General features: G+C 38.6%; 23 protein-coding genes and 4 pseudogenes. 15 read left to right on the forward strand and 12 right to left on the reverse strand.

Going from position 1 to position 24,284, the window contains the following annotated elements; translation table 11 throughout:
- Positions 1-72: 72 nt before the first annotated feature.
- From AC5JQI_RS12075 to AC5JQI_RS12120, 10 genes and pseudogenes are all read right to left on the reverse strand, one after another.
- Positions 73-228, reverse strand: a pseudogene (locus AC5JQI_RS12075) (IS481 family transposase); the annotation flags it as partial.
- A 121-nt stretch (positions 229-349) separates the two neighbouring features.
- A complete protein-coding gene (locus AC5JQI_RS12080) occupies positions 350-811 on the reverse strand; it encodes a nucleoside-diphosphate kinase (RefSeq protein WP_493912343.1) in 462 nt (153 codons plus the stop codon).
- Positions 805-1,890: a DegT/DnrJ/EryC1/StrS family aminotransferase gene (locus AC5JQI_RS12085; protein ID WP_493912344.1), complete on the reverse strand. Its 1,086-nt coding sequence runs from the start codon at positions 1,888-1,890 to the stop codon at positions 805-807. Before AC5JQI_RS12085 ends, AC5JQI_RS12080 begins: the two co-directional genes overlap by 7 nt.
- Positions 1,887-2,651, reverse strand: a complete 765-nt coding sequence (locus AC5JQI_RS12090) for a Fe(II)-2OG oxygenase family protein (protein ID WP_493912345.1) — start codon at positions 2,649-2,651, stop codon at positions 1,887-1,889. Before AC5JQI_RS12090 ends, AC5JQI_RS12085 begins: the two co-directional genes overlap by 4 nt.
- A complete protein-coding gene (locus tag AC5JQI_RS12095; RefSeq protein WP_493912346.1) occupies positions 2,644-3,714 on the reverse strand; it encodes a nucleotidyltransferase family protein in 1,071 nt (356 codons plus the stop codon). The genes AC5JQI_RS12090 and AC5JQI_RS12095 overlap by 8 nt, the downstream gene beginning before the upstream one ends.
- 298 nt (positions 3,715-4,012) lie before the next feature.
- Positions 4,013-4,234, reverse strand: coding sequence for a hypothetical protein (locus tag AC5JQI_RS12100; RefSeq protein WP_493912347.1), 222 nt, complete (start codon positions 4,232-4,234; stop codon positions 4,013-4,015).
- Positions 4,213-5,598, reverse strand: a complete 1,386-nt coding sequence (locus AC5JQI_RS12105) for an AMP-binding protein (protein WP_493912348.1) — start codon at positions 5,596-5,598, stop codon at positions 4,213-4,215. Before AC5JQI_RS12105 ends, AC5JQI_RS12100 begins: the two co-directional genes overlap by 22 nt.
- Positions 5,583-6,455: a hypothetical protein gene (locus AC5JQI_RS12110; protein WP_493912349.1), complete on the reverse strand. Its 873-nt coding sequence runs from the start codon at positions 6,453-6,455 to the stop codon at positions 5,583-5,585. The genes AC5JQI_RS12105 and AC5JQI_RS12110 overlap by 16 nt, the downstream gene beginning before the upstream one ends.
- A 1-nt stretch (position 6,456) precedes the next feature.
- Complete coding sequence (locus tag AC5JQI_RS12115; RefSeq protein WP_493912350.1) at positions 6,457-7,641, reverse strand: hypothetical protein; 1,185 nt, start codon at positions 7,639-7,641, stop codon at positions 6,457-6,459.
- A 111-nt stretch (positions 7,642-7,752) separates the two neighbouring features.
- Positions 7,753-8,523, reverse strand: coding sequence for a glycosyltransferase family 2 protein (locus AC5JQI_RS12120; protein WP_493912351.1), 771 nt, complete (start codon positions 8,521-8,523; stop codon positions 7,753-7,755).
- A gap of 656 nt (positions 8,524-9,179) precedes the next feature.
- On the opposite strand from AC5JQI_RS12120, the gene AC5JQI_RS12125 reads away from it, so the two are divergent.
- Both AC5JQI_RS12125 and AC5JQI_RS12130 read left to right on the forward strand, forming a co-directional pair.
- On the forward strand, positions 9,180-10,247 hold the full coding sequence (locus AC5JQI_RS12125; protein WP_493912352.1) for a nucleotidyltransferase domain-containing protein: 1,068 nt from the start codon (positions 9,180-9,182) through the stop codon (positions 10,245-10,247).
- Between the two features lie 34 nt (positions 10,248-10,281).
- On the forward strand, positions 10,282-11,607 hold the full coding sequence (locus AC5JQI_RS12130; RefSeq protein WP_493912353.1) for an MATE family efflux transporter: 1,326 nt from the start codon (positions 10,282-10,284) through the stop codon (positions 11,605-11,607).
- 123 nt (positions 11,608-11,730) lie between these two features.
- Here the strand turns inward: AC5JQI_RS12130 and AC5JQI_RS12135 are convergent.
- Positions 11,731-11,931, reverse strand: a pseudogene (locus AC5JQI_RS12135) (transposase); the annotation flags it as partial.
- A gap of 132 nt (positions 11,932-12,063) precedes the next feature.
- Here AC5JQI_RS12135 and AC5JQI_RS12140 point away from each other — a divergent pair.
- From AC5JQI_RS12140 to AC5JQI_RS12155, 4 genes and pseudogenes are all read left to right on the forward strand, one after another.
- A pseudogene (locus AC5JQI_RS12140) lies at positions 12,064-12,222 on the forward strand (DUF4277 domain-containing protein); the annotation flags it as partial.
- A gap of 51 nt (positions 12,223-12,273) precedes the next feature.
- Positions 12,274-12,621, forward strand: a pseudogene (locus AC5JQI_RS12145) (transposase); the annotation flags it as partial.
- 129 nt (positions 12,622-12,750) lie between these two features.
- Positions 12,751-13,419: a transcriptional regulator TctD gene (tctD, locus tag AC5JQI_RS12150; protein ID WP_237387376.1), complete on the forward strand. Its 669-nt coding sequence runs from the start codon at positions 12,751-12,753 to the stop codon at positions 13,417-13,419.
- Positions 13,416-14,849 carry a sensor histidine kinase gene (locus AC5JQI_RS12155; protein WP_493912354.1) on the forward strand — a complete coding sequence of 478 codons (1,434 nt, stop codon included), beginning with the start codon at positions 13,416-13,418 and terminating at the stop codon, positions 14,847-14,849. Before tctD ends, AC5JQI_RS12155 begins: the two co-directional genes overlap by 4 nt.
- On the opposite strand, the gene AC5JQI_RS12160 is transcribed toward AC5JQI_RS12155, so the two are convergent.
- Entirely contained in the window at positions 14,799-15,701 is a 903-nt protein-coding gene (locus AC5JQI_RS12160; RefSeq protein ID WP_493912355.1) for a DMT family transporter, read from the reverse strand. The two genes, AC5JQI_RS12155 and AC5JQI_RS12160, sit on opposite strands and share 51 nt — an antisense overlap.
- Before the next feature lie 149 nt (positions 15,702-15,850).
- Here AC5JQI_RS12160 and AC5JQI_RS12165 point away from each other — a divergent pair, with 149 nt between their 5' ends.
- The 9 genes from AC5JQI_RS12165 (at position 15,851) to cvpA (ending at position 24,260) form a co-directional block, all read left to right on the forward strand.
- Positions 15,851-16,630, forward strand: a complete 780-nt coding sequence (locus tag AC5JQI_RS12165; RefSeq protein ID WP_493912356.1) for an AraC family transcriptional regulator — start codon at positions 15,851-15,853, stop codon at positions 16,628-16,630.
- 147 nt (positions 16,631-16,777) lie between these two features.
- A complete protein-coding gene (gene pdxB / locus AC5JQI_RS12170) occupies positions 16,778-17,917 on the forward strand; it encodes a 4-phosphoerythronate dehydrogenase PdxB (protein WP_493912357.1) in 1,140 nt (379 codons plus the stop codon).
- 59 nt (positions 17,918-17,976) lie between these two features.
- A complete protein-coding gene (locus tag AC5JQI_RS12175) occupies positions 17,977-18,987 on the forward strand; it encodes an aspartate-semialdehyde dehydrogenase (RefSeq protein WP_493912358.1) in 1,011 nt (336 codons plus the stop codon).
- Positions 18,987-19,832 (forward strand): tRNA pseudouridine(38-40) synthase TruA, encoded by an 846-nt coding sequence (gene truA / locus AC5JQI_RS12180; RefSeq protein WP_493912359.1) that lies wholly within the window; start codon positions 18,987-18,989, stop codon positions 19,830-19,832. The genes AC5JQI_RS12175 and truA overlap by 1 nt, the downstream gene beginning before the upstream one ends.
- A gap of 59 nt (positions 19,833-19,891) precedes the next feature.
- Entirely contained in the window at positions 19,892-20,581 is a 690-nt protein-coding gene (locus AC5JQI_RS12185; RefSeq protein ID WP_237387873.1) for a DedA family protein, read from the forward strand.
- Positions 20,582-20,694: 113 nt separating this feature from the next.
- Complete coding sequence (gene accD, locus AC5JQI_RS12190; protein ID WP_237387874.1) at positions 20,695-21,642, forward strand: acetyl-CoA carboxylase, carboxyltransferase subunit beta; 948 nt, start codon at positions 20,695-20,697, stop codon at positions 21,640-21,642.
- Positions 21,635-22,933 carry a bifunctional tetrahydrofolate synthase/dihydrofolate synthase gene (folC, locus tag AC5JQI_RS12195; protein ID WP_493912360.1) on the forward strand — a complete coding sequence of 433 codons (1,299 nt, stop codon included), beginning with the start codon at positions 21,635-21,637 and terminating at the stop codon, positions 22,931-22,933. The genes accD and folC overlap by 8 nt, the downstream gene beginning before the upstream one ends.
- Entirely contained in the window at positions 22,923-23,621 is a 699-nt protein-coding gene (gene dedD, locus AC5JQI_RS12200) for a cell division protein DedD (RefSeq protein WP_493912361.1), read from the forward strand. Before folC ends, dedD begins: the two co-directional genes overlap by 11 nt.
- 150 nt (positions 23,622-23,771) lie before the next feature.
- Positions 23,772-24,260, forward strand: coding sequence for a colicin V production protein (cvpA, locus tag AC5JQI_RS12205; protein ID WP_323853413.1), 489 nt, complete (start codon positions 23,772-23,774; stop codon positions 24,258-24,260).
- Positions 24,261-24,284 lie beyond the last annotated feature (24 nt).

The following is a 24,284-nucleotide window of genomic DNA, read 5'->3' on the forward strand; positions in this document are numbered from 1 at the left end:
TTCTCCAATGAATAAAAAAAATATCTTACCCAACTCCGTCTGAGTTGCCACTTTGATTCAGTGCCTGTTAAATTAAACTTGGGTTAAATTCTTTTCAGCACAAATTAATTTTCCATCCAATAATGTCTCTATTGGTGTCCGACCACAACACATTCTTCCTTGATGAGTGCGATGATTATTATAGTCGTCTATTCATTCGTCCAGATCTTTTTGTAAATCCGACAATGAGTTATATACTCTCTTTCAGAAAGAGAGTTACCTCTTGGTTTCTTTGATTTAAGATTCAGCACCTTTAATCAAAGTGGGTAACTCTCTTCTTTTTAAATCGAAATGTCAGGTCTAATCTGAATTAATCCCAATACTCTTTAGCCATAAAAGCTTCATTATTATGTTTATACTCGCAAACCTCATCAAAGAAATAGGCGATTTGCTTCGCCGCTTCGTTGGAATCAGCTGCTCTATGGATTATATCTGCACCTGTCCAAACACTATATTTTTGCCTTATTGAACGTGTAGTGTCTTCTTCTGGGTTTGAGTAAGCTCCGGCGAAGTTAAATATACTTCCTAAAGCATTATGTCCACTCAGAACCAGCAAAGTTGATGGAGCTGACTGCATTACCGTTTTGAACTGATTATGGAAGGGCTTACCCAAAATTTTGGGATATAAGAAGTAAAAGTCTTCGTCATTTAGCACCAAAGAACGGATATTATGTATTTTGAATCCTTTTTCTTCAAATTCAGTGATAATTTTCCCTATAAGCCCTCGATGAACAGCATCTGGCTTGATTAAAATAAGGCTTTTTTCTAGCATGAAACCTTCTCCAGCATTTCAATTATAAAGTCGATTTCTTCCTGCAAAAGATCTGGATGGGTAGGAATGGTTATCAGATTTTTGAGGACAGTATCTCCTTTTTCAATACTGCCATCATAAAATTTATTGAGGATACCAAACTTATACTTAGCCTCCCCATATTTTAGAAAATCCGTTTCAAATCCCATATCTTTTAGTACCTCATGAACATTGCCAAGGTCTCTATGATATTTATCTTTAAGTACTAGGTTGTAGTAGTTAGGTTGTCCTAGACAATCAATTTCTTCAAATCTCGTATTAACTATACCTTCCTTGATTTTCTCGGCGTTCTCTCTACGAATAGTAAGTTCATCATACACACGTGTACATCTTGAGATACCTAAAGCCGCTTGGAGTGAACCTAGTTTGAAATTCAAGCCAAATGACAAACCATTAAGGTTCCCAAGGTTGACTATTTCTCGCAAACGCTTGGCTCTTTGAGGAGACGAAGGAATGATAAAACCGCCTTCTCCAGTAGAAAGGATTTTCTTATCATGAAGAGAGAAGCAACCATAATCAGAGAAAGTTCCAACCAGACGACCAGTCTTAAATGTACTGAAGTGAGCTTGCGCAGCGTCATCAATAACAATGATGCCTCGACTCTTACAAACTTCAGCAATCTCATCATAATTGACTGGATATCCCCATAGAGGGACGACTATTATGGCCTTAGTTTTTTCATTAATTTTACTTAGCAAATCGTCAATCGATAGTTCAGTTGTATGTGACGTTTTGGTATCAATAAAGACAGGCTTAGCTCCAACTGACAGGATCGGAAACGTTGTAGGTATCGTCGTATAACACGGAACTAAAACTTCATCATCAGCACAAATGTCTTCAGCCATTAGGCTAGCAACAAGTGCACTCGTTCCACTAGAACAACAGACTACATCATCAACTGCGAACAGCTCCGCTATTTTTTTCTCAAATTGCTCAACAGTATCGCTTTTCCCTGAAAGCTTACCTAGATCCAATACTTTTTCTAGCTCAATCAGATCGTTGCTATGAGGTTTCTTTTTATAACTGTCATTAATTTTCATGGTAATACAATCCCCTTAATATCCGTTTTAACCACTAGGTCCTCTTTTTCATAGAGGTAATATCGATGCAACTTTCGACTAAAGTTCTCCTCAGAAATAAACTCTCGACCATGGATGCACCTCCTGTTGTTTACGATGAGTAACTGGTTGGTTTTCAGCGCAATCTTTTGGCACAAGCGTTGATATAATGAAGAAAGCTTTATCGCACATTTTTTTGCTTTCTCTGTTTTATAAGTCTTTATTGAGTTAGAAAATCGAACTTGAAAAAAGCCATCAGAAAAATGAAGGATAGGCTTCCAAGAACTATCTAACTTGTTGGATTCCACAACAAATGATTTTTGCCACTCAAATACATAATTTGGTGAACTAAGCTCGCAAATTTCATCATCATTCATGTGACATAAAATTTCTTCAATATGACAGACTGTGGTTCCCACATCACTGCCACAAATAGAAAGAAGTGCTACATAGTTTGGGATTATCGACAGACCGCTAATTTTCTTCCACTCGGTATCGAATGGAAGAAAGCTTGCATCAGTGTGACCTCTTAACTTTTTTCTAGATTGAACAATGCCTTCTTTAGGGGATAGGATAGACGCGACATCCCCTAAAATCTCAGACCGAAATCCAAAGGTATGCATGCCTATAGTGTTTCGAATATAATCAGTGAACACATCATCACTGTGGCCAAGATATGAAGGTGTATCAACACACACCCAACCTTTAGCACTTAATTCTGAAAGTACTTTGGTGTTATTCATAGACAATGAAATCTCCAGTTATTTGCCCGTAAAAACAACCAATATTTATTTCCATTTTGAAAACTTTACTTTCGTCTACTTTCTCATTTTCAAACAAACGATAGAATCTTGCAGGAGAGCCTCTATCAAATAGTTCTCGTGATTTAGCGGCTGGATCGTCTGATATTAATGTAACGCACTCTTTATCAAATTGAGAAAGGTCTGGAGTACTAAATTCCCATGAAACCATTTTGACTATGTCTGCACCACTTGAATATTTGGTAATGTCAATTTCATTAGCTTCAATATATTTGCGAAGCTTTGCAATAGCAGGATCCAATCCATGTGAACTAATTAACGTTCTCACTATGTGCTCACATGCTTTAAAATCGCTATTTTCAAGCAGAATGAGAAGATCTACAAAGTCCCTAATTGTTAGATAATCTTTGTCGTAAATTTGAATAAGTGTTATCAAAATAGAATTAAGATCACTAACTACGTTGACATACGTTCCTCTCAAAATAGTGTTGTAGCAGCCAGAATATAACGATTGTAGCAATATTCTCGAACCATTATCATCGATTGGATAGTGCTCAACATGGATTTCAAATCCACGATCATCATCTTTCCCTTTCGTATATCGGAATGATTTATAAACTTTTCCTGTAACAACATCCTTTATCCAAATAGTACTGGAATATATATCGTATCCATACTTAATTAACAAAGCATCAAGCAATGGTAAGTGATCTTCTAATACTACCAAGTCTGCGTCAAAAGCGAATCTCGAGGCACTTTCATGATAAAATCGCTCTACAGATAACCCCTTTAAAACTAAAACAGAATTTTTTAGTTCTGAGGATTTAGCTATATTGTTAAGTACGATCGATTTTTCTTTCTTTTCATTTTCAATATGACAATGCTCTTCGCTACTCTGGCCAGTTGCATATACAAACATTGACAGAATCTTCTCTTTGAAAGCAGACTCTTTATTTAATACCGATATATATTTCTTACTTGCTTCAGGCAACCAACCATTTAGACAGTAATTATAGTATGAATCAATTACTTTAGATTTATTCATTGTTTTTTTTCCTTGAAAAAAAAGCTAAATAGAATGGAATGAAAACTAGTGAAAATTAATACTTTTCTCACTGCTCTCGTTATATATATTAACTTTTATAGAATCATTAAAATAAACAATATTATTAATTCATTTAGTAATTGTAACAATTTAATTTCATAACTTAAGCTTATTTACATTAGTTTATTAATTATGAAATAACATATAAAACATTAACCTCATGCTCATTTTATAGAGATTTCATTTATCATTAACATTATCAATCTCTAACAGATTTATGATGATTTGATGAAATACATTAAACAAGACATTTATTTACTAAGTTAATAATTGAATTCATATTAGAAAAATCATCAAACGTCAGATCTTCATCTAATAAATTAATATCAATATCATTTTCCAAATGAACAATCAAAGAAACAATTTGAAATGAATCCAAATCATCAAGTGATCTTATTTCAGATTTCTTCATAAAATCAATTACTATTCTTTCAATATCTAAATTTGATTTTTTTCCCATAACTCCAACTTTTTATAATTTACCTTTCCACTTATTAATGTAGGCACAGATTCAATACAAACAATTCTTTTCACTTTAACATTTTTAATGAACTCGTGCTCAAATATTTTACCTTCGTTTTTAGGTTGATAGAAAATTGTAATTCCAGTATTGCAATCTATATTTTTGTCATAATAAAGAACGACAAAAACCAAAGGATTATTGTTTTTTACTCTTAATTGTTCTTCAAGACCTTGAAGATCAATTCTATGTCCCATGATCTTAGTCTGCCGATCTACTCTTCCCTCAAAATATACGTCACCATCTAATATAGTTACTAAATCTCCTGTGTCGTAATATACTTTACCATCGACTTTCACAAAACTATTCTTTGAGGAACCTATATATCCATTAAAAAGTTGAGGTCCTGACAACAATAATTTGTATAGATTTCCAGATAAATGCTCAGTTTTGTATGACATGTTTCCTAAAGCTCGGCCAAGACTAGGGGGGGATTCAGTACCCACATCACTTATCATACATGCGATTGTTGTTTCAGTTGGTCCATATAAATTAAATATCTTCTGACAATTAGATATTTGTGCCCAAGAGGTTACGACGTGTTTTCTTAATAATTCCCCGCAAAACAAAGAAACTTTTAAACTAGACAACTGATATGATTTTGGTTTGAGAGAAATCAACATCTGAGCGAGTGTAGGAACAGAAAACCAATAAGTAAGCTTATTATTTTCTACCTTATTTAGTAATTGTCCAATTTTTTTTGTTTCTAGAGGAGTTATAGAGCTTGCACTCCTCCAACTTAGAAATAGATCATGATAAAAAAGATCAAAAACTGGAGAAAATGTATTGGTCAATCGTTCGATACCTTTTTCAATTTTCAATTCCTTATAGATATTATCAATATAATGTTTTAAGGCTAAATGTGTAATCGGAACTCCTTTAGGCAAACCAGTAGAGCCTGATGTGAACAATATGTATGCAGTTTTTGCTGGCATAATAACTGAACCGTTTTTGTCTACTTTATGTTTTATATCACATACACTAAGATCTTGATTGATCCTGATATCAGCTTTAACTGTATTAATTATTCGATCTTTATATTCATCATCCCAATCGGAAATCAAAGGAACTATCGTATTCTTGTTTTTCCACATTGCCGAAAAAATAGAATACATATTTATATCCTTTCTTTCAATATCAATAGCAACTACTTTCTCTCTCACTTTAGAGAAGTAGTCTGAAAAATAAACAACCTTAGAAAGGAACTCACCATATGTAATTTTAATGGGATGATCTCTATAAAAAATAGACTGAGAAAAATTATTTGTTGAATAATACAAATATTCAATTACATTGAATGACATAATTCCTCCACTACATTATTGAACATAGGATCAATCTTCAAGAAGGAAAAGTCCTCAATATAGGAGAAAGCACTCGTTCCTATTTCATCAGTTACAAATCCACCTTTACCTATTACTTCAAATAACTTGTATGGACCAACTAAATGTATAGCTGCGAGGATACCACTTTCGGACGCTTCAAAAGGGAGTTTCTTTTCATTATTTATATATTTTACTAAGTTAACTAAATCAAATTTCATACCTATAAGGTTACATAATTTATTAATCCCGCTAGCCCATATAGCATAAATAATAGCGGTCTGTTTATTTGGTTCATATAGGTCTTGAAAATTATTAACACCAAATTTTCCTGTAAAATCACCTTGCCACATATTATATGATGTACATATGAATGATTCACCTTTAGGACAGTCAAATAGTTCCAATTTATTATTGCCTTTCCATGTATATTCAGGATGAACAAAATCATAGTAAACCTTATAGGTTCTACCATTGATCTCCATATCTTTAGGGTTGTATACTCCTAAAGAAAACAAAGCAGATTCACCAATCTGTATTCCTACAAATCCCCAAGGATTAATCACTCTAAAACAATTCTTTTCTAGAGAATCATGACTCAAACCATCATAAGTAATATTAATTCCTAAACTATTGAAATACTGCTCATATGACATGTATGTTAAAATAGGAGCTCCATTAATTTGATTTCTTATTATTTTACCTGGATTTTTAACCAAGAAATACTTGACGGCACCTCTAGAATTAAAACCTTTTTTATATATATCTAGATGATCTGGATTTATCCCAGATTCTTTGTAAAGGACATTTTTTAATAGATCGTATTTGGAATTTATCATATTATTTAAAATTTAAATTGTGTGAATTATTAAAGTTTTCAATTAACAAATAAAATAACCCTCTGATATAATTCTCTTCGTAATCAAGAGAAGAGAAGTCTAGAATTAAATCACAATATTCAGAGTCCACAATAAGTCCAATACCTATATGCATAATTCGATATGCTCCACTATCATTAACTAAAATCTTACATTTATACTGTGTATTAATTTTTCCTGTAAACCATTTTTTATTTATTACATTTAGACAAATTGATGGAAATTGTATACCAACCTCTCCATATTCAGTGTTACTAGCAAACAGAGTATTAGTATCGCTACCATATAGAGTGTTCATCAGTACTCTGGATTTGATATCGTTAACACAGTAACCATTTTTGCTCTTTTTTATTATTAACGGCCGCATCTCGTTCAACCATCCTAATGTATATCTAGGATCTATCGAATGAGTAGGTTCTCTTCCATGTTGATTTAATCCTATATATAAGTGTTCTCCTCCAAAAAAATCATCAAATGACGATGCAATGGATTTAATTAAATGGGCCGTAATCATATTGTCTGATGTAGATCTTAAAACTTTATGACGAAGAGCTAAGGTGCTGGACTCTAATTTCATATCTCTAATTGGAAATCTCGATTTCTCAGAGTTATGAATTTCTAACTCACAGTATTCTTTTATAAAATCTAAATTATATTTATTATTTTTTGATGTTTTACCAAGTTTAGAAGATACAAAGTTTTTAATATGGTTCTTCTCATATAAATCCCAGCTAGCATCTTCCCCAGATAACAAATTTGAAATCATCCCATTGGAAAGCGCATCAGATAAAAAATGATTTACGACAAAGAAAAAACTTAAACCATTAGTGGTCTCTTTTAAAAATAAAATAAGTGGTTTTATCAAATTATAATCAGATAATATTTCATGCTTATAATCTTCATAAGCCATTATCTTTATTGTTACCTCACCTACAGGTTTAACACGCAAGTCAGTTGTTATCGTGTAGTGAATAAATAACTCAGGGCATACTTTTGCCAACCTTGATAAGTTAGAATTTAGTTTTTCTTTAGCTTCATTACCATATATATGAAATTCTGGCGTTGTTAATAGCCATTTGTAAAACTCAGAATTACGGCGATCTATAAAAGTAACTCGATTTGATAGTATATTTAAGTAGTATTCCACCACTTACTCCAAAAGGGTTGATCATTAATAAATTATTGCACTAGAGTGCAAGTTAGTAATTAATACTCAATTAGCCGCCATTAGTAGATAGAATACAACTAATTTGTAAATTCATATCACTTCACTTTCCAACTTTAATATTTGTCTATTTAGCTGTGCCTTTGCTGTCGGAAATTTATCGAAGAAATCAGACTGCTCACAAAGTAATTTGTGACATTCTTTAATTCTTTTATCATTGAATTTACTTGATGTTAACTGATTAATGGAATGTTTGTTTATCTCAATGTAAATCTGATTTATAGGCACCGGATGAATATTGTTCTTTAACAAACGAATAACTAGTTCTGTATCTTCTATGTATCTGTATTTTGGATTAAAGTACCCGATTTCCTTAAGTACTCCTCTTGCGCAAGTAAGTCCATATCCGGTGCCAATCCTTAAAGCTGTCACTGCCAAATCTGAAAAGCTATCATATTCAATAGGAAATTTTATATCGAATTGACTTACACATGATTCGGATACTCGATCTAAAACCCTCACACTGGACCAATAAAAACAAGATTTATCAATGCTATTTAAAATTTCATTATGTAATCTTTCCAAATAATCAGGTAACATTATATCATCATCATCTAGGAAAGTTATATAATCTCCACTTGCATGTTTACATCCAATACTCCGACAAAAACCTGGGCCATTACCTAAATTACTTTCAATAACTGTCACATTAGGAATATGTGAAAAAATGTCGACAATAGATTTTTCTGCATCATTAACTATTATTATTTCTTTATTCAAGAATTTCTGTGAATTAACGCTATTAACTGCATTCAGTAGCATTGATGGCCTATTAATTGTTGGAATTATTACTGATATTTTCATAATTTTCCCTTATATAATTAAATTGATGACACATATATGATACTAACTACCGTTATATTTTCACCTTTCACTATCAATGCGGAAATACAGTTTACAAAGCATAGAAGGCTATAAATTATTCCTAGCTAATAATATCAATTAGAGATATCATTAGTTTTATAAAGTTAGTATTTCCGTAATATACATACTATTCACTTCTTATTTGGCATAAGTAACACTGTTTTTTTGTAATGTAAAACAATTTATTCACAGAGATTCACAAAAAACAACAATCGTGTGAAATTTATCACATATATGATTTGTTGTTTTTTTAATTCCTTGCCCATCTAAGAAATTTAAGAAACAATCTCTCTCCAAGAGAATTAGTTGTAGTGGCATATAGATTTAGTGACCTATATGATGTATGTATTCGAATCCGCGTCATAAACAGGTGACAAGAGCATACTCGATGTATTCAAACGTGAAACAAAAAGCCATTGAGTGGATAAATAAAACATGGATAAATGGATATTCCAGCTCAAACAATCACTGCAAAGTGGCTCATCTAAGGCATATAATAATTTTTTGTGATTTATTTGGTATCGTCGTTCTACACAGCTCCCACCTTAAGAGATTTCAGATATATACAGTTATTATTAAATAAAGAGGTATATGACATGAATACTACAGTTACAAATTCAAAAATTTTATACACATTAACTTCCTTATGTAGAACTGATTATGAAAATGTGAATAAAAGTCAATTGATTGGTATCATGAATCACACGGAATTTCCTTGGGATCGGTTCCTTTCAATAGTCAATAGGCAAAAAATTGTAGGCATCGTCTATAAATCTCTGTCTGAGATGAAACTACTGCATCTAGTGCCTTATAGAATAGCAAGTGCTATAAAATATATTTATTTAGCAACAAATAAGAGAAACAAAGTACTTATAGAAGAGTTGTTTACTATTTTAACGGCATTTAAGGAGAAAGGAATTGATATAAGACCTCTAAAAGGCTCTGTTTTATTGGATTTGATATATACCGATTATGGTACACGAACACTAAACGACTTGGATTTTTTTGTTAGCAAAAATGACTTAAAAAAATTACCAAAAATAATGAATGATTTAGGTTATATTCAGGGCGAGTATAACGTCAATGACAAAACTTTAACTGAACTTGGTCGTGAAGATAAATTAATGTGGAAAGTAAAGATGTTTAACCTTCCGCCATTTTGTAAAATCCACCCAGAGCCCAATGTTGATATTATATCCATAGATTTTACTTTTGGACTGTCATTTTCTGACAATAAGGACATTAATGAAAAGCTCCTATCAACTTATTCTATTCTAAATAACAAAAAAACATTATCCAGTGTTGATTTTTTTATTCATTTATGTGCTCATTTGTATAAGGAGGCTTCAAATGAAGCGTGGGAAAATTTTGCTCAAGATATCAATTTGATAAAATTTTGTGATGTTAGAGAATATTATTACTTCTTGTCCAAAAAAATAGATAATGATGACATTATATCTAGAGTGAATGAGTTGGGTGTTGAAAAAGCATTCTCTTTCTCAATACTCTATTCGTCTATTTTATATAATGACAATAATTTAGCTAAACTTTTAGAAGGAATAAATTATTCAAAATATAACTTCCAAGAAGTATACACTCAAAACAATGAGATAAATAAGATAAAGTTAAATTCAGTAAGTGAATCTGTTCTACTTATAAAATAGTGATAGACATACTCTCGGTTTATAATAAAATACTATGAAAATTAGTGAAATATTAAGACTGGCCATCCCCATTTCCATTCAGAGTTTGGTTTTCTCTTGCTTAGGTTATATTGATATTTTTATGATATCTGAGCTAGGGGAGTCCCATGTCGCCGCAATTGGAATTGCGGCTAAAATAACATGGCTAAACATTACATTGCTTATATCGTTAACTGCCACTTTATCTATATTTTTATCGAATTATGTTGGCTCTGGAAATGTAAAAAATCAAACTTCAATAATACAAATATCTCTATTTTGTTTATTAACAGTATCTACAATGCAGTCTGTTATTCAGGCATTACTTTCTTATCATCTATCTTCTGTTTTTACTGATAATTTAGAAGTCTCACTTCTTTGTTCAAGCTATTTAAAATACACTTCTCCTTTATATTTATTTAGTTCACTATCACTAACTATTGACACAATCAATAGATGTCATAAAAAACCATCCATATCAACAAAAATAACCATTCTAGAGGTCATAATTGCGGTTTTCTTAAATTGGGTTATGATATATGGAAATTTATCATTCCCTGAGATGGGTATCATAGGTGCAGCTTTATCAACAACAATAGCTAGAATAATTAGAACAATTGTTGGCTATTATATATTAGTAAAAATTTATACCTATAAGTATTTTATAAAAAAAATATATTTAAATTCTTTCAAGCCACTAGTTATTGATTATTTTTCAAAGTTTCTACCTATTTTATTGACCAATATAATATGGTCTCTTGGAATCGCGACGTATCAGTTTCTTATTGGAAGACTAGGGGTTGCTTATATAGCTCTACACTCTGTTATTTCCACCGTAGAATCCGCATTCTTAGCAATATCTTGGGGAGTAGCTACTTCATCTGGAATATTAGTTGCTAGAAGACTAGGATATGGATATAGCATAGCTGAGCTAGATAAATATTTAAAGAAGCAGAAGTTATCAGTTTACTTATATTCATTGGTAACTAGCGTGACTTTCTTTATAGTACTCTATAATTTTTCAATATATTATAATGTAAGATATGATTTTATATATCTATTGCTTTTCCCATTGATTTTTTTGCTAAAATGCATATCTGTATATTATCTAACTATACTTCAAAATTGCGGTGATACAAAAAATAACCTAAAATTGAATTTTATCTGTCAATGGTTAGTATCCATACCAATTTCAACTATTCTTATAATACATCTAAATTGTACTTATATTTCAATTTTGACTATGCTAATTATTGAAGAGTTACTCAAAGTTGTCTTTTTGCATGTTAGGTTGAAAGATTTGTCATGGATTGATGATGTTAAATTGACTAAGGGCTGTTGACGTTTTAGAAGGGAATTTAAACAACATAATGGTCTGGTATTATTGTCTTCGCACAAAAATTATTATCCCAGACCATCATGCCAAAGAATATCATCAGATATCATTATGTCTTGGATTCACATATTAAGTGCAACATCGTAATGAACGAAGTAAATGAGTGGGGATACCTTTAAATAACTCATTCGGTGTTTTGTAATCTCGTGTTTTACGAGGACGATTGTTTAATCGGTTTGCCACAAGGTTAACCTCCAGCTCTGATACTTTATTGAAATTAGTTCCTTTTGGGAAGTAATCTCTGATTCATCCATTAGTGTTCTCATTGATCCGTCATTCCGCACCTCATTTCTGATTTAAAAATAATGTGATTGACTGCACAGTGTATTGCTTTATTCCCAAAACTAGGTTGACGGCGATCGTGAGGTTTGATCTATTACTTTTATTTGTCGGAAGCCCAATATGTCTCTCGCTGAACCCGCTATCCAACGTCTCGATCATCTTGGCCTTGTCGCCGCCTTTTGTCATGAAGTCGGTTTACCCCGCATGATTGATGTCCTTTTACCTAAATATGCCGACCACTCGGTTTCCCACGGCGAAGCCTTTTTAGCGATGATACTCGTTACGGGGAGGTTCCGCAGCGTTGGTTACTGGTAAAAAGTTTAGGGAGGATTACCGGGTGGTCAGGTTCACGATAGTGTCCACGCAGAAAGACTTGTCTCTGAGTCTCCCCCATCCGAAGCGGTTATCGCTGATAAAGGGTATGATAGCCAGCGTTTCAGAATATTTATTGAACAATGCGAAGCCACTCCGGTGATCCCTTATCGCAAAAATAGTCGACAAGCAGACCAACGCATTGATAAATGTTTATACCGTTATCGTCACTGGGTGGAGAATGCGTTTGCCAGAATTAAACATTTCCGAGCAATAGCAACAAGATACGATAAACTTGAACGGAATTATGCCAGCATGGTGGCACTGGCGTTTATCATTGTCTGGTTGCCAATGTGGGTTGATTGAATTATGACCTTAAAACATCAACAGCCCCTAGGTATCAGTCAATAAAGAATAAATATAGATCTGGCTCACATGGCAAGATGTAATGAAAGTATTGCGCACGATGGCAGAGCAGAGGGAGATGTTTTTAATATGCGTCTTTTATTAGTTGAAGATCATCCTGATTTATCACATTGGTTATATAAGGCATTAAGTCATTCTGGGTTTGTAGTTGATTTGGCTGAAGATGGTGTTGTGGCGGATCAGCTTTTGCAGACTGAAAATTATGCCTTACTGATTCTGGATGTTGCTTTGCCGAGGTTGGACGGTATCTCTTTGTTATTGCGGTTGCGGAAACGGGGGCAAAATTTACCTGTCTTGTTATTGACAGCTAACTCGGGTGTTACAGATCGTGTGAAGGGGTTGAATTCAGGTGCTGATGATTATTTAACCAAACCTTTTGATTTTCAGGAATTGGAGGCTCGCATACGTGCGTTGTTGCGGCGTAGCTCTGGTATTCAACAAGAAACCCTGAAATTCGGCTCATTGGTTTATGAAGATGAAGGTTATTTCTTATTGGATAATGTACCGTTAGCACTTACTCCCAGAGAATTATCAGTTTTAACAACTCTGTTTCAGCGCAGGGGGCGTCCTGTTTCGAAACAACTATTGTTTGAACAGGTATTTTCTCTGTCGGACGATGCAAATCCACAGAGCATTGAACTGTATGTACATCGATTACGGAAAAAATTACTCAACAGTGATGTAGGAATCGGAACATTACGTGGATTGGGATATCGGTTAGAGCGGCAGGAGCAATGAAATATTTCAAAATACCACGGTTATTATTCCATCAATTACTGTTGTTTTTGGGGGTGCCGTTACTGTTATTTGGCTGTGCTTCGGTTTATAGCCAGTATATTAGCGTGAGGAATGCCACAACGCTGGCTTATGATCGGACATTGCTTGCGTCAGCAAGGACGGTTGCAGAACGTTTGATTGTCGAGAACAAACATTTGATTGTTGATGTGCCTTATGTTGTGTTGGATAGCTTTGAACGAAATACGAATGATCGACTTTACTATCAAGTTATCTCGCCAGAAGGTAAAACGATTTCTGGTTATGGTGACCTCCCCCCCATACCAAAAAATATCCGGCGTTCACCATTGTATACGGCGCTTGCGTATTTTTATGATGCGGAATATCAGGGGAAGCCGATACGTGTGGTAGCGATGTACCAGCCCATCAATGAAGGAGGCATCATGGGCATGGCATTGATATTGGTGGCTGAAACGGTGATTTCCCGCCAATACATGGCCCAGCAATTACTGATTTCTTCGTTAGTAAGCCAAGGGTCAGTCGTATTGCTGACATTGCTCCTTGCTTACATCCTGCTAAAACAATTATTTAAACCATTGAGAAAACTCTCTGGCATTATGATCCACCGCTCCGCCAATGATCTTACCCCTTTGCCGGATATTTTGCCGTGGCCTGAACTCTCGTTATTACTCCGGGCCTTCAACCGATATATCGAACGGTTGAAGCTAATGATGAGTCGTCAGGAACGATTCAGCGCTGATGCATCCCATCAACTCAGAACACCTCTCGCTGTATTGAAGACTCAAGTTGCAGTGGCGCACAGTGAGCAAGATCCTACCCAGAGAGAAAAAATTCTGGCAGCGATTAACAAAAGTCTGGATAACATGATTTCACTGACTGAACGCCTGTTGCAACTGTCTCAGCTTAAAGTACATGAAAAGGAAGCCATACAGAATTATCAGCCCGTCAATATCGTAGAATTGTTGCAGCAAGTCTGCTTTTCCCGTCTGCAACAAGCAGAAAGTAAAAAGATAGATTTGGGCTACGAAGGGGAGGAGAGCTTATGGATCAAAGGTGAGCCTTTATTGCTGGCGGAAATGTGTGCCAATTTATTGGACAATGCCATCAAATATACCCCACAGGCGGGAATCGTGACGGGCAGGATCAGCATGAACCCAGACAAAAAATATTGTTGTCTTGAAATCGATGATTCAGGGCCGGGTATCGCACAGGAAGACATTGGTCAGTCGCTTATGGCTTTTAACCGTCTGGATAACGCGGCAGGGCTGGAAGGGACTGGACTGGGGCTGACCATCGTCAAGGAAATCAGCCTGTATCACGGTGCCACTCTCCAGCTTCTGCCCAGTGAGGCACTGGGGGGCTTACTGGTCAGAATTGTATTCCGGCTTTCTGCGTGTGAGCGGGATACGTAACCGCTGTGCGAGTATCACGCCTGCCAGCACAATACCTCCTCCAATGAGGTGGTAGCTGTGCATTTTTTCATTGAGAGCTACGATAGCAATAATGGCAGTGAATACTGGAGCCAGATTCATAAAGATCGAAGTCATGTTTGCACCAATGCGAACCACACCCTGTATCCACAGATAAGGTGCGAGAATCGATGCCGGAATGCCGGCAAACAAGACAAGAGAGATATTATCGGCTGTTAGCCGGACATTTTCTGCCATCATGAAATTGGGCAAAAGCAATAAAACACCGAAGCCAATTTGTACGTAAAGTGATTGCCAGTTAGGTAATGGAATTGCCCAGCGTTTTGTCAATACGCCATATAAAGCGTAAGACGCTGCTGCAATAAACATCATGATCTCTCCAATGCCCAGACCATGTTGTAATAAGGAAGCCGGTTCTCCCTTGCTGACCAGCCAAACAAGTCCGAATAGAGAGAGCATCGTGCCGAGAGTAATACCCACTGTAGGGGGGACTCGTAAAGCAAAGATACTGATGATGACAGTCAATAATGGAATCAATGAAGTGAAAATGCCTATCAGTGTTGCACTGACCGTATGGGCTGCATAGTAAGCAAGGCTTTGGTTGAGCACCATCCCCAGAGAACCAAGAATCAACAGCTTCCACCAATATTGGGCCACTATTTTCCGCTGTTTCAGGACAGGCAATAAGATAAAGGGAGTCAAAGTCAGGAAGGCAATAAACCAGCGGTAAAAAGCAATTGCAGCCGGTTCAATTAAGGTTGCGGCAGCTTTACTGACAACCGCATTGATTGACCAGATCAATACAGCGATGAGGGGAAACAATAGATTCTTCATTGAGCTAATTTTTTATATGAGTGTATCGTTTATCTAGTTTAGCAATGACCGATTTATTATATATACCGATAATCAGACAACAGATGTGGTAATTAGGACAAGATGCTTTTTCTTGATTATCGTATGCAATAAAGGTTTCAGGAGTAGAAATGGTCGAACAGATGGTAGCGAATCAAGCTGTGTTTCAGCCGATAATACCGGATATACTCTCTTTTCGTGATGAAACACTGAATGCAGAGACGGAATGTAGGTTACATACCCATCCTTTTGGGCAATTAATTTATGTGGTTTGTGGCGTAATGGAAACGCAGGTGGGGAAGCAGCGGTTTCTTGCCCCGCCGGAGTTTTGTATCTGGATACCAAAAAATATTGCGCATTCAAGTTATAACCGGAAAGCATTGCGATTTTGGATCATTGACATATCTCCTCAGTGGACTGATACCTTACCCCAACAACCCTGCATTATTCGTCTGAACAGTATATTCAGTGCCATTATGGTGGATTTTTTTGAGCGGAAGCTCCTCCAGCCTGAAACAGAAAAAGATAAGCGCCTTGCCCAAATATTAATTGATCAATTGGAGATATCACCAAAGCAGTGTACTTATTTGCCTTCTTCAAAAGACAAGTTACTAGGGCCAATATTGCAGTCACTGGAATGTAACCCCGCAGATAATACTTCCTTATCGGAATGGGCAAAAAAACGGTATACCTCAGAGAGAACATTATCACGGCGTTGCCGACAGCAATTGGGGATGTCATTTGGCGAATGGCGTCAGCGATTACGTTTCCTGCACGCCATTTCTTTATTGGAGCAGGGTAAAAATGTTTATGAAATCGCGTTTGATGTGGGTTATAGCTCACCATCGGCTTTTATTGCTATGTTTCAGCAGATTGCGGGTACAACACCGGAGCGTTTCAGGAAAGGGTGAGCAGAAAATAGGAAAAGTCCCAGCAAATTTTATCCCTGCGTCTTTCGGGTTGCAGTCAACAAAGCTGTAACTCGAAATCCATTAGGGTATATGAAGATAAAGTGGCAAAATAGCAGGTCACGCCCATTTAGCCGTTGGATGAGAAAAGTGAAAATTTTAGTTGATGAAAATATGCCTTATGCTGAACAACTTTTTCAGCAATTGGGTGAAGTACAGGCAATTCCGGGTCGTCCAGTACCTGCGGAGGTTTTGGAACATGCGGATGCCTTTATGGTGCGTTCGGTCACTAAAGTCAATGAATCCTTGTTGCAGGGCAGTTCCGTGAGATTCGTGGGGACTGCCACTGCGGGTATGGATCATGTTGATCAGCAATGGTTGTCACAGGCGGGAATTGGTTTTTCTGCTGCGCCGGGATGTAATGCGATTGCTGTGGTTGAATATGTGTTTTCTGCACTGGTGCTGTTGGCTGAGCAAGATCAGTTTCAACTTAAAGATAAAACGGTCGGTATTGTTGGGGTTGGCAATGTCGGAGGGCGTTTGGCAGATAGGCTGACGGCTTTGGGCGTGAAAACTTTGCTGTGTGATCCTCCCCGGGATGATCGTGGCGATGAAGGTGAATTTTGGCCGCTGGAAAAATTGGTAAAAGAAGCGGATATTCTGACTTTCCATACACCTCTTAATCAATCAGGTGCTTACCAAACCTATCATTTGGCAGATGCAGAGTTACTTTCTGCATTGCCAGACAACCGAATTTTAATTAATGCCAGTCGTGGTGAAGTGGTTGATAATCAAGCGTTACTTTCCTTGTTGCAAAGTGGCAAAAAATTGCGTGTGGTACTTGATGTTTGGGAACCAGAGCCTAATCTTTCACTACCTCTGCTGGCTTTAGTTGATATTGGTACGCCTCATATTGCAGGTTATACCTTGGAAGGCAAGGCTCGGGGTACAACTCAGGTGTTTGAAGCTTATAGTGAGTTTTTGGGACAACCCCGTCAGGCGGAATTGGCTGATCTGTTGCCTGAGCCTGATTTCAGCCAGATAACCCTACAGGGTGAAGTGACACAACGTGTTCTGAAGCGTTTGATACATTTAGTGTATGATGTGCGCCGTGATGATGCACCTTTACGTCAGGTGGCGGATCAGGAGGGTGCTTTTGACCAGCTACGCAAACATTATCCTGAACGTCGGGAATGGTCTTCCCTGACAGTGCATTGTGATTCAGCGGAAAGTGCTCAACTACTATCCAAACTTGGGTTTAATGCAAAATTGAGTTTAACCCTAAAATGATTTAATACAGGCAGGGGGTTCCTGCCTGTCAGCAAAATGAAGAAGTGGAGAAAACCAACATGTCTGAAGGTTGGAATATTGCGCTCTTGGGTGCAACGGGCGCAGTAGGCGGAGCGATATTCGCGTTATTGCAGGAGCGCCAATTTCCGGTTGGTGAACTGCATCTTCTTGCCAGTGAGCAAAGTGTTGGAAAAATCCAACGTTTTAACGGCAAAAACATCACTGTTCGTGATGCTGAAGAATTTGACTGGTCACAAGTACAACTCGCATTTTTTGCCGCGACGATGGAAGTCACGGCACAACACATTGAAAGGGCAACAGAAGCCGGTTGTCTGGTTATCGACAGCAGTGGTTTGTTTGCAGCAGAGCCGGATGTGCCTCTGGTTGTTCCGGGTGTTAACCCGCATGCGCTGGCTGAGTATCGTAACCGTAACATCGTTGCGGTGGCAGATAGCTCAACCAGCCAAGTTTTGACTGCCATCAAGCCATTGATCGATGTGGCTGGTATTGCGCGTTTACATTTGACTAATATCCTGCCGGTTTCCGTGCACGGGAAGGCTGCTATCAATGAATTGGCGGGGCAGAGTGCGCGGTTATTGAATGGCATCCCACCGGATGAAGGTCGTTTCAGCAAACAATTGGCATTCAATTTATTGCCTTTATTGCCTGATGTTGAAGGGGCTGTATATGAAGAGCGCCGCATTGTGGATCAAGTCCGTAGAATATTGCAGGACGAAGGTTTGCCAGTTTCTGTAAGTTGTGTTCAGTCTTCCGTCTTCTATGGCATTGCACAGATGGTAAGTTTGGAAACATTGCGTCCGGTTGGTATGGAAGAAGCGCATGGCGAATTTGAACGTATTGAAGATATTCAGGTCTCAGAAGAAGGCGATTATCCAACTCAAGTAACAGATGCTTCAGGGCATGATGGCTTAAGCATTGGTTGTCTGCGCAATGATTATGGTATGCCAGAAATGCTACAGTTCTGGTCAGTTGCCGATAATATCCGTTTTGGTGGCGCACTGATGGCGGTTGAAACCGCAGAAAAACTGGTGCAGGAGCAATTTTACTGATGTCTGATACAGAGCTGAGTCAGTCTGTGCCAGAGGCAAAGAAAGTGAAAATTGCACTGGGGATTGAATATGATGGCAGCCGATATTATGGTTGGCAGCGTCAGCAAGAAGTGAAAAGCGTACAGGAATGTTTGGAAAAGGCTTTATCGAAAGTAGCGAATGAGCCTATTGCAGTCTTCTGTGCCGGCAGAACGGATGCGGGGGTACACGCAACCGGGCAGGTTGTGCATTTTGAAACTTCGGCACAGCGTAAAGATGCAGCATGGACAATGGGGGTTAATACCCATTTGCCGCCGGATATTGCCGTGCGCTGGATTAAAACGGTCGATGATGAGTTTCATGCCCGTTTCAGTGCAACAGCTCGTCGTTATCGCTATGTGATTTTCAACCATCGCTATCGTCCGGCAGTACTGGCAAAGGGGGTGACGCATTTTCACTATCCATTGGATGAGGAAAAAATGCATGCAGCCGCACAAAGCTTATTGGGAGAAAATGACTTTACATCTTTCAGAGCGGTGCAATGCCAGTCCAACTCACCGTGGCGCAATATGATGCACATTAATGTCAGCCGACACGGGCATTATATTGTCGTGGATCTTAAGGCGAATGCCTTTGTTCATCACATGGTACGTAATATTGTTGGCAGCTTGCTGGAGATTGGTTGTGGTAATCAGAATATCGGATGGATGGCTGAGCTGTTGTCACTGAAAGACAGAACAAAAGCGGCGGCAACTGCCAAAGCTGAAGGTCTGTATTTAGTGGCGGTAGATTATCCCGCGCATTTTGGTTTATCTGAACCTACTATGGGGCCACTATTTCTGGAAAATGATTTAGTTTCTGGCTAATGATTTAATCTGACAGTTTCAAAATGTGACAGGGATGTTCGGGCATAACGAGGAATATTATGGAGTTTTTAACTCATTTTGTTGATTTTGCTAAATTCATTGTCGATTTTATTTTACATATTGATGCTCACTTAGCTGAGTTGGTTGCCAACTATGGTGATTGGGTATATGGAATTTTATTCCTGATTATCTTCTGTGAAACAGGGCTGGTAGTTACCCCGTTTTTGCCGGGAGATTCCCTGCTGTTTGTGGCTGGTGCGATATCTGCGTTAGATTCAAATGATCTCAATGTGCATATTATGGTCGCCTTAATGATTACTGCTGCCATAATTGGTGATGCGATAAACTATACCATCGGGCGAATTTTTGGTGAAAAACTATTTGCCAACCCGAATTCAAAAATATTCCGCCGCAGTTATTTAGACAAGACTCATGAGTTTTATGAAAAACACGGTGGAAAAGCCATAATTTTGGCGCGGTTTGTGCCAATTATTAGAACATTTGCGCCGTTCGTCGCAGGAATGGGAAAAATGTCTTATCGTCATTTTGCTGCTTACAATATAATCGGTGCCTTTATCTGGGTGCTATTATTCACTTATGCTGGTTATTTATTCGGTGATATGCCAGTGATACAGCAGAATCTGAAACTATTGATTGTTGCAATTATCTTTATTTCTATTCTGCCCGGCATCATAGAAATTTGGCGTCATCGTCGCGCGGCGTCAAAAAAAGCAGTAGATAGTAAATAGGTAACTGTTAACAGGTTTGAACAGTTTTTTATCCACCCTGCAATAGCATTGTGGTTTAATGATACGTAAAACAAAAGCTGGCATCAGCCAGATTCAGACGGAAAGGTTCATTAATGAGCTGGATTGAAAAGATTCTAAATAAAAGCAAAATAATGCAAACTCGTAAGGCCAGTATACCTGAAGGAGTTTGGACAAAATGCGATAGTTGTAGTCAGGTACTTTATCGTGCTGAATTAGAGCGTAATCTTGAAGTGTGTCCGAAATGTGACCACCATATGCGCATTTCAGCCCGCCAGAGACTGGCTACATTTTTGGATGAAGGCACCGGCACGGAATTAGGCAGTGAGCTGGAACCTAAAGATATTTTGAAGTTCCGCGATATCAAAAAGTACAAAGATCGTCTGGTTGCAGCTCAGAAGCAGACACAGGAAAAAGATGCACTGATCGTGATGAAAGGTGCGTTGCATGAAATGCCTGTTGTAGCGGGTGCATTTGAGTTTAGCTTTATGGGTGGTTCAATGGGTTCTGTCGTTGGAGCACGTTTTGTTCGTGCGGTTGAACAGGCTCTGGAAGATAACTGCCCGTTTGTCTGTTTTGCTTCCAGTGGTGGCGCGCGTATGCAGGAAGCCCTGATGTCACTGATGCAGATGGCAAAAACCAGTGCTGCGTTGGCAAAAATGCAAGATCGGGGCCTGCCTTATATTTGTATCTTGACTAACCCAACAATGGGTGGTGTAACGGCAAGTATGGGGATGCTCGGTGATATTAATATCGCTGAACCTAAGGCATTGATTGGTTTTGCTGGTCCTCGCGTAATCGAGCAGACAGTTCGTGAAAAATTGCCGGAAGGTTTCCAGCGCAGTGAATTCCTGCTGGAAAAAGGCGCTATTGACATGATCGTACGCCGTCCTGAAATGCGTGAAAAAGTTGCCAGCCTGATTGCAATGTTGACACACCAACCACAGCCAGGCACAAAAGCGGAGCCAACAGTAGAAGTCGTTGTTGAGCCTGCTGATGTCGAAACTGATATAAACATCAACACTAATAAAGAAGATGTCTGATACTTTGCAAACTCCTCAAGCCACGTCGCCATTGATGACGTGGCTTTCCTATCTGGAAAACCTGCATACCAAAGCCATTGATATGGGGCTTGAGCGCGTGGGCAAGCTCGGTAAACAATTAGGTTTGCTGAATCCAGCGCCAAAAGTCATCACGGTATCAGGTACCAATGGCAAGGGGACAACTTGCCATACCCTTGAATCCATTTTTCTGGCCGCAGGGCTTAAAGTTGGCGTATATAGCTCTCCGCATTTAGTACGCTATACCGAAAGAGTCCGTATTCAGGGCAGGGAACCGGCAGGGCAGGATTTCTGCCGTGTATTTGCGGAAATAGAAGCCCGGCGTGGTGATATTTCACTGACCTATTTTGAATATGGCACGCTGGCGGCCTTACAGCTTTTTAAGGAAGCGGATCTCGATGTCGTGATTTTGGAGGTTGGTCTGGGTGGTCGCCTGGATGCGACCAACATTGTAGATGCAGATATTGCCGCAATCACCAGCATTGCACTGGATCATACAGATTGGCTTGGTGCTGATCGTGAGCACATAGGTCGCGAAAAAGCAGGTATTTTCCGCCGTGGACGATTTGCGGTAGTGGGAGAGCCAGATATGCCACATGCGATTGCTGAAGTCGCTGATGAATTGGGCGCGAAGCTCTTTCGTCGTGGCGTTGACTGGCAATTCTCACAGGAGGTAAATAACTGGAACTGGTTAACCAATGATCAGCAATTCAATGAGCTACCTTTACCCAATTTGCCGTTGGCAAATGCCTCGACAGCAATGGGGGTAATTCATTGCTTGTTACAAGAAGACGATAAAGTCAGCCGAGCCATTGATGAGAAAGCAATCCACGCAGGATTGAAAAACACTCAGTTACCCGGACGTTTCCAAATTATCAGAGAAAATCCACTGGTTATTCTGGATGTCGCACATAATCCCCATGCCGCGGGGTATTTAGTACAGAAACTGGCAGAGTTGCCCCGTTCGTCAAACCGTAAAATTCGTGGTGTGGTTGGTATGCTGTCAGACAAAGATATTGCCGGTACACTGGCTTGCCTTTCTCAACAAATTGACGAGTGGTACTGCGCATCACTGTATGAATCGCGGGGGGCAGAAGCTGAGGTATTAGCCGGGCACCTTGCGCACCCACGGACATTCGCAGAAGTGGGGAAAGCATGGCAGCAGGCAATGGAAGATGCATCAGAGCAAGATGTCATTGTCGTCTGTGGTTCTTTCCATACCGTTGCTCATGTTATGGAGGCTCTGGAGGAGGAAAAGGGACGTGGCAAGTAAATTTCAAAATCGCTTGGTTGGAGCAGTCGTTCTGGTAGCATTGGGCGTGATTGTATTGCCCATGATATTTGATGGTGATAAGAAATATAACGAAGACCAGTTTGCTTCTATCCCATTGGTGCCGAAACTCGGAGACGAAGAGAATATTGATTCGATTCCACCGCTGACACAGGATATGCCGTCCACACCACCGGAGGGCGCAGCGGAAGCAATGCAAATACAAGAACAGCAGCAACAGTTAGATGCAGAAATACTTTCTGACTCTTTATCTTCAGAGACAGCGCCGATGACACCGCCTCCTGTGGCTATCCCGCAAGAGCGTAAAGGGACGGTGAACGCTGAGCCACCGGTTCAGCAGAAAGTAGAAACCAAACCACAGCCTAAACCTGAACCGCGTCCTGAAAACAAACCAGAAATTAAGCCGAAGCCAGTAGAGAAGGCCCCGCTGGCAATGGCCTATGTTGTCCAGCTTGGTGCATTGAAAAATGCGGACAAAGTGAACGAAATAGTGGCAAGGCTACGTCTTTCGGGGCATCAGATATACACAATTCCTTCTTCTCCGGTTCAGGGGCAGCTGACACGGATTTATGTAGGTCCCAATGTGTCAAGGCAGAAACTTGAATCTATTTTGTCCGAATTAAAGGATTTAACGGGATTACAGGGGCAAATAAAAAATTACAAGCCATAATCGGATTGGAATGTCACGGGGAGCGAAAAGCTTCCCGTAAAGATACAATAAATTATTTTTAATAGATTGATAAATCTACTACGCAAACGTTTTCGTTTTCTGTTAGAATGCGCCCGACTTGAATGCCGGGAGCCTATTTTAGGTTAAAATATGGTCTGGATTGATTATACAATTATTGCCATCATTGGTTTTTCGGCACTGGTTAGCCTGATCCGTGGTTTTGTTCGCGAAGCGCTTTCCTTAGTAACCTGGGGATGTGCTTTCTTTGTTGCAAGCCACTTCTATACTTACTTGGCGGAATATTTCACCCGCCTTGAAGACGAGCTGGTGCGTAATGGAGTAGCGATTGCTATTTTGTTTATTGCAACGCTGATTGTCGGCGCGGTAGTAAACTATGTAATTGGTTCACTTGTACAGCGGACTGGCCTGTCAGGTACTGATCGGGTTCTTGGGATCTGTTTTGGGGCATTGCGCGGTGTATTGATTGTGTCTGCCATTTTGTTTGTTGCAGATTCTTTCACGCCACTTCCTAATAGTCAGGATTGGCAACAATCACAGCTAATCCCACAGTTCAGTCAAATTATCAGGTGGTTTTTTGACTACCTGCAAAACGCGTCGAGTTTCCTGCCGGAGAGATAACGCCTCTCCGCTTGGCTGATGAGG

The sequence above is a fragment of the Xenorhabdus sp. XBWT genome (assembly GCF_059072735.1).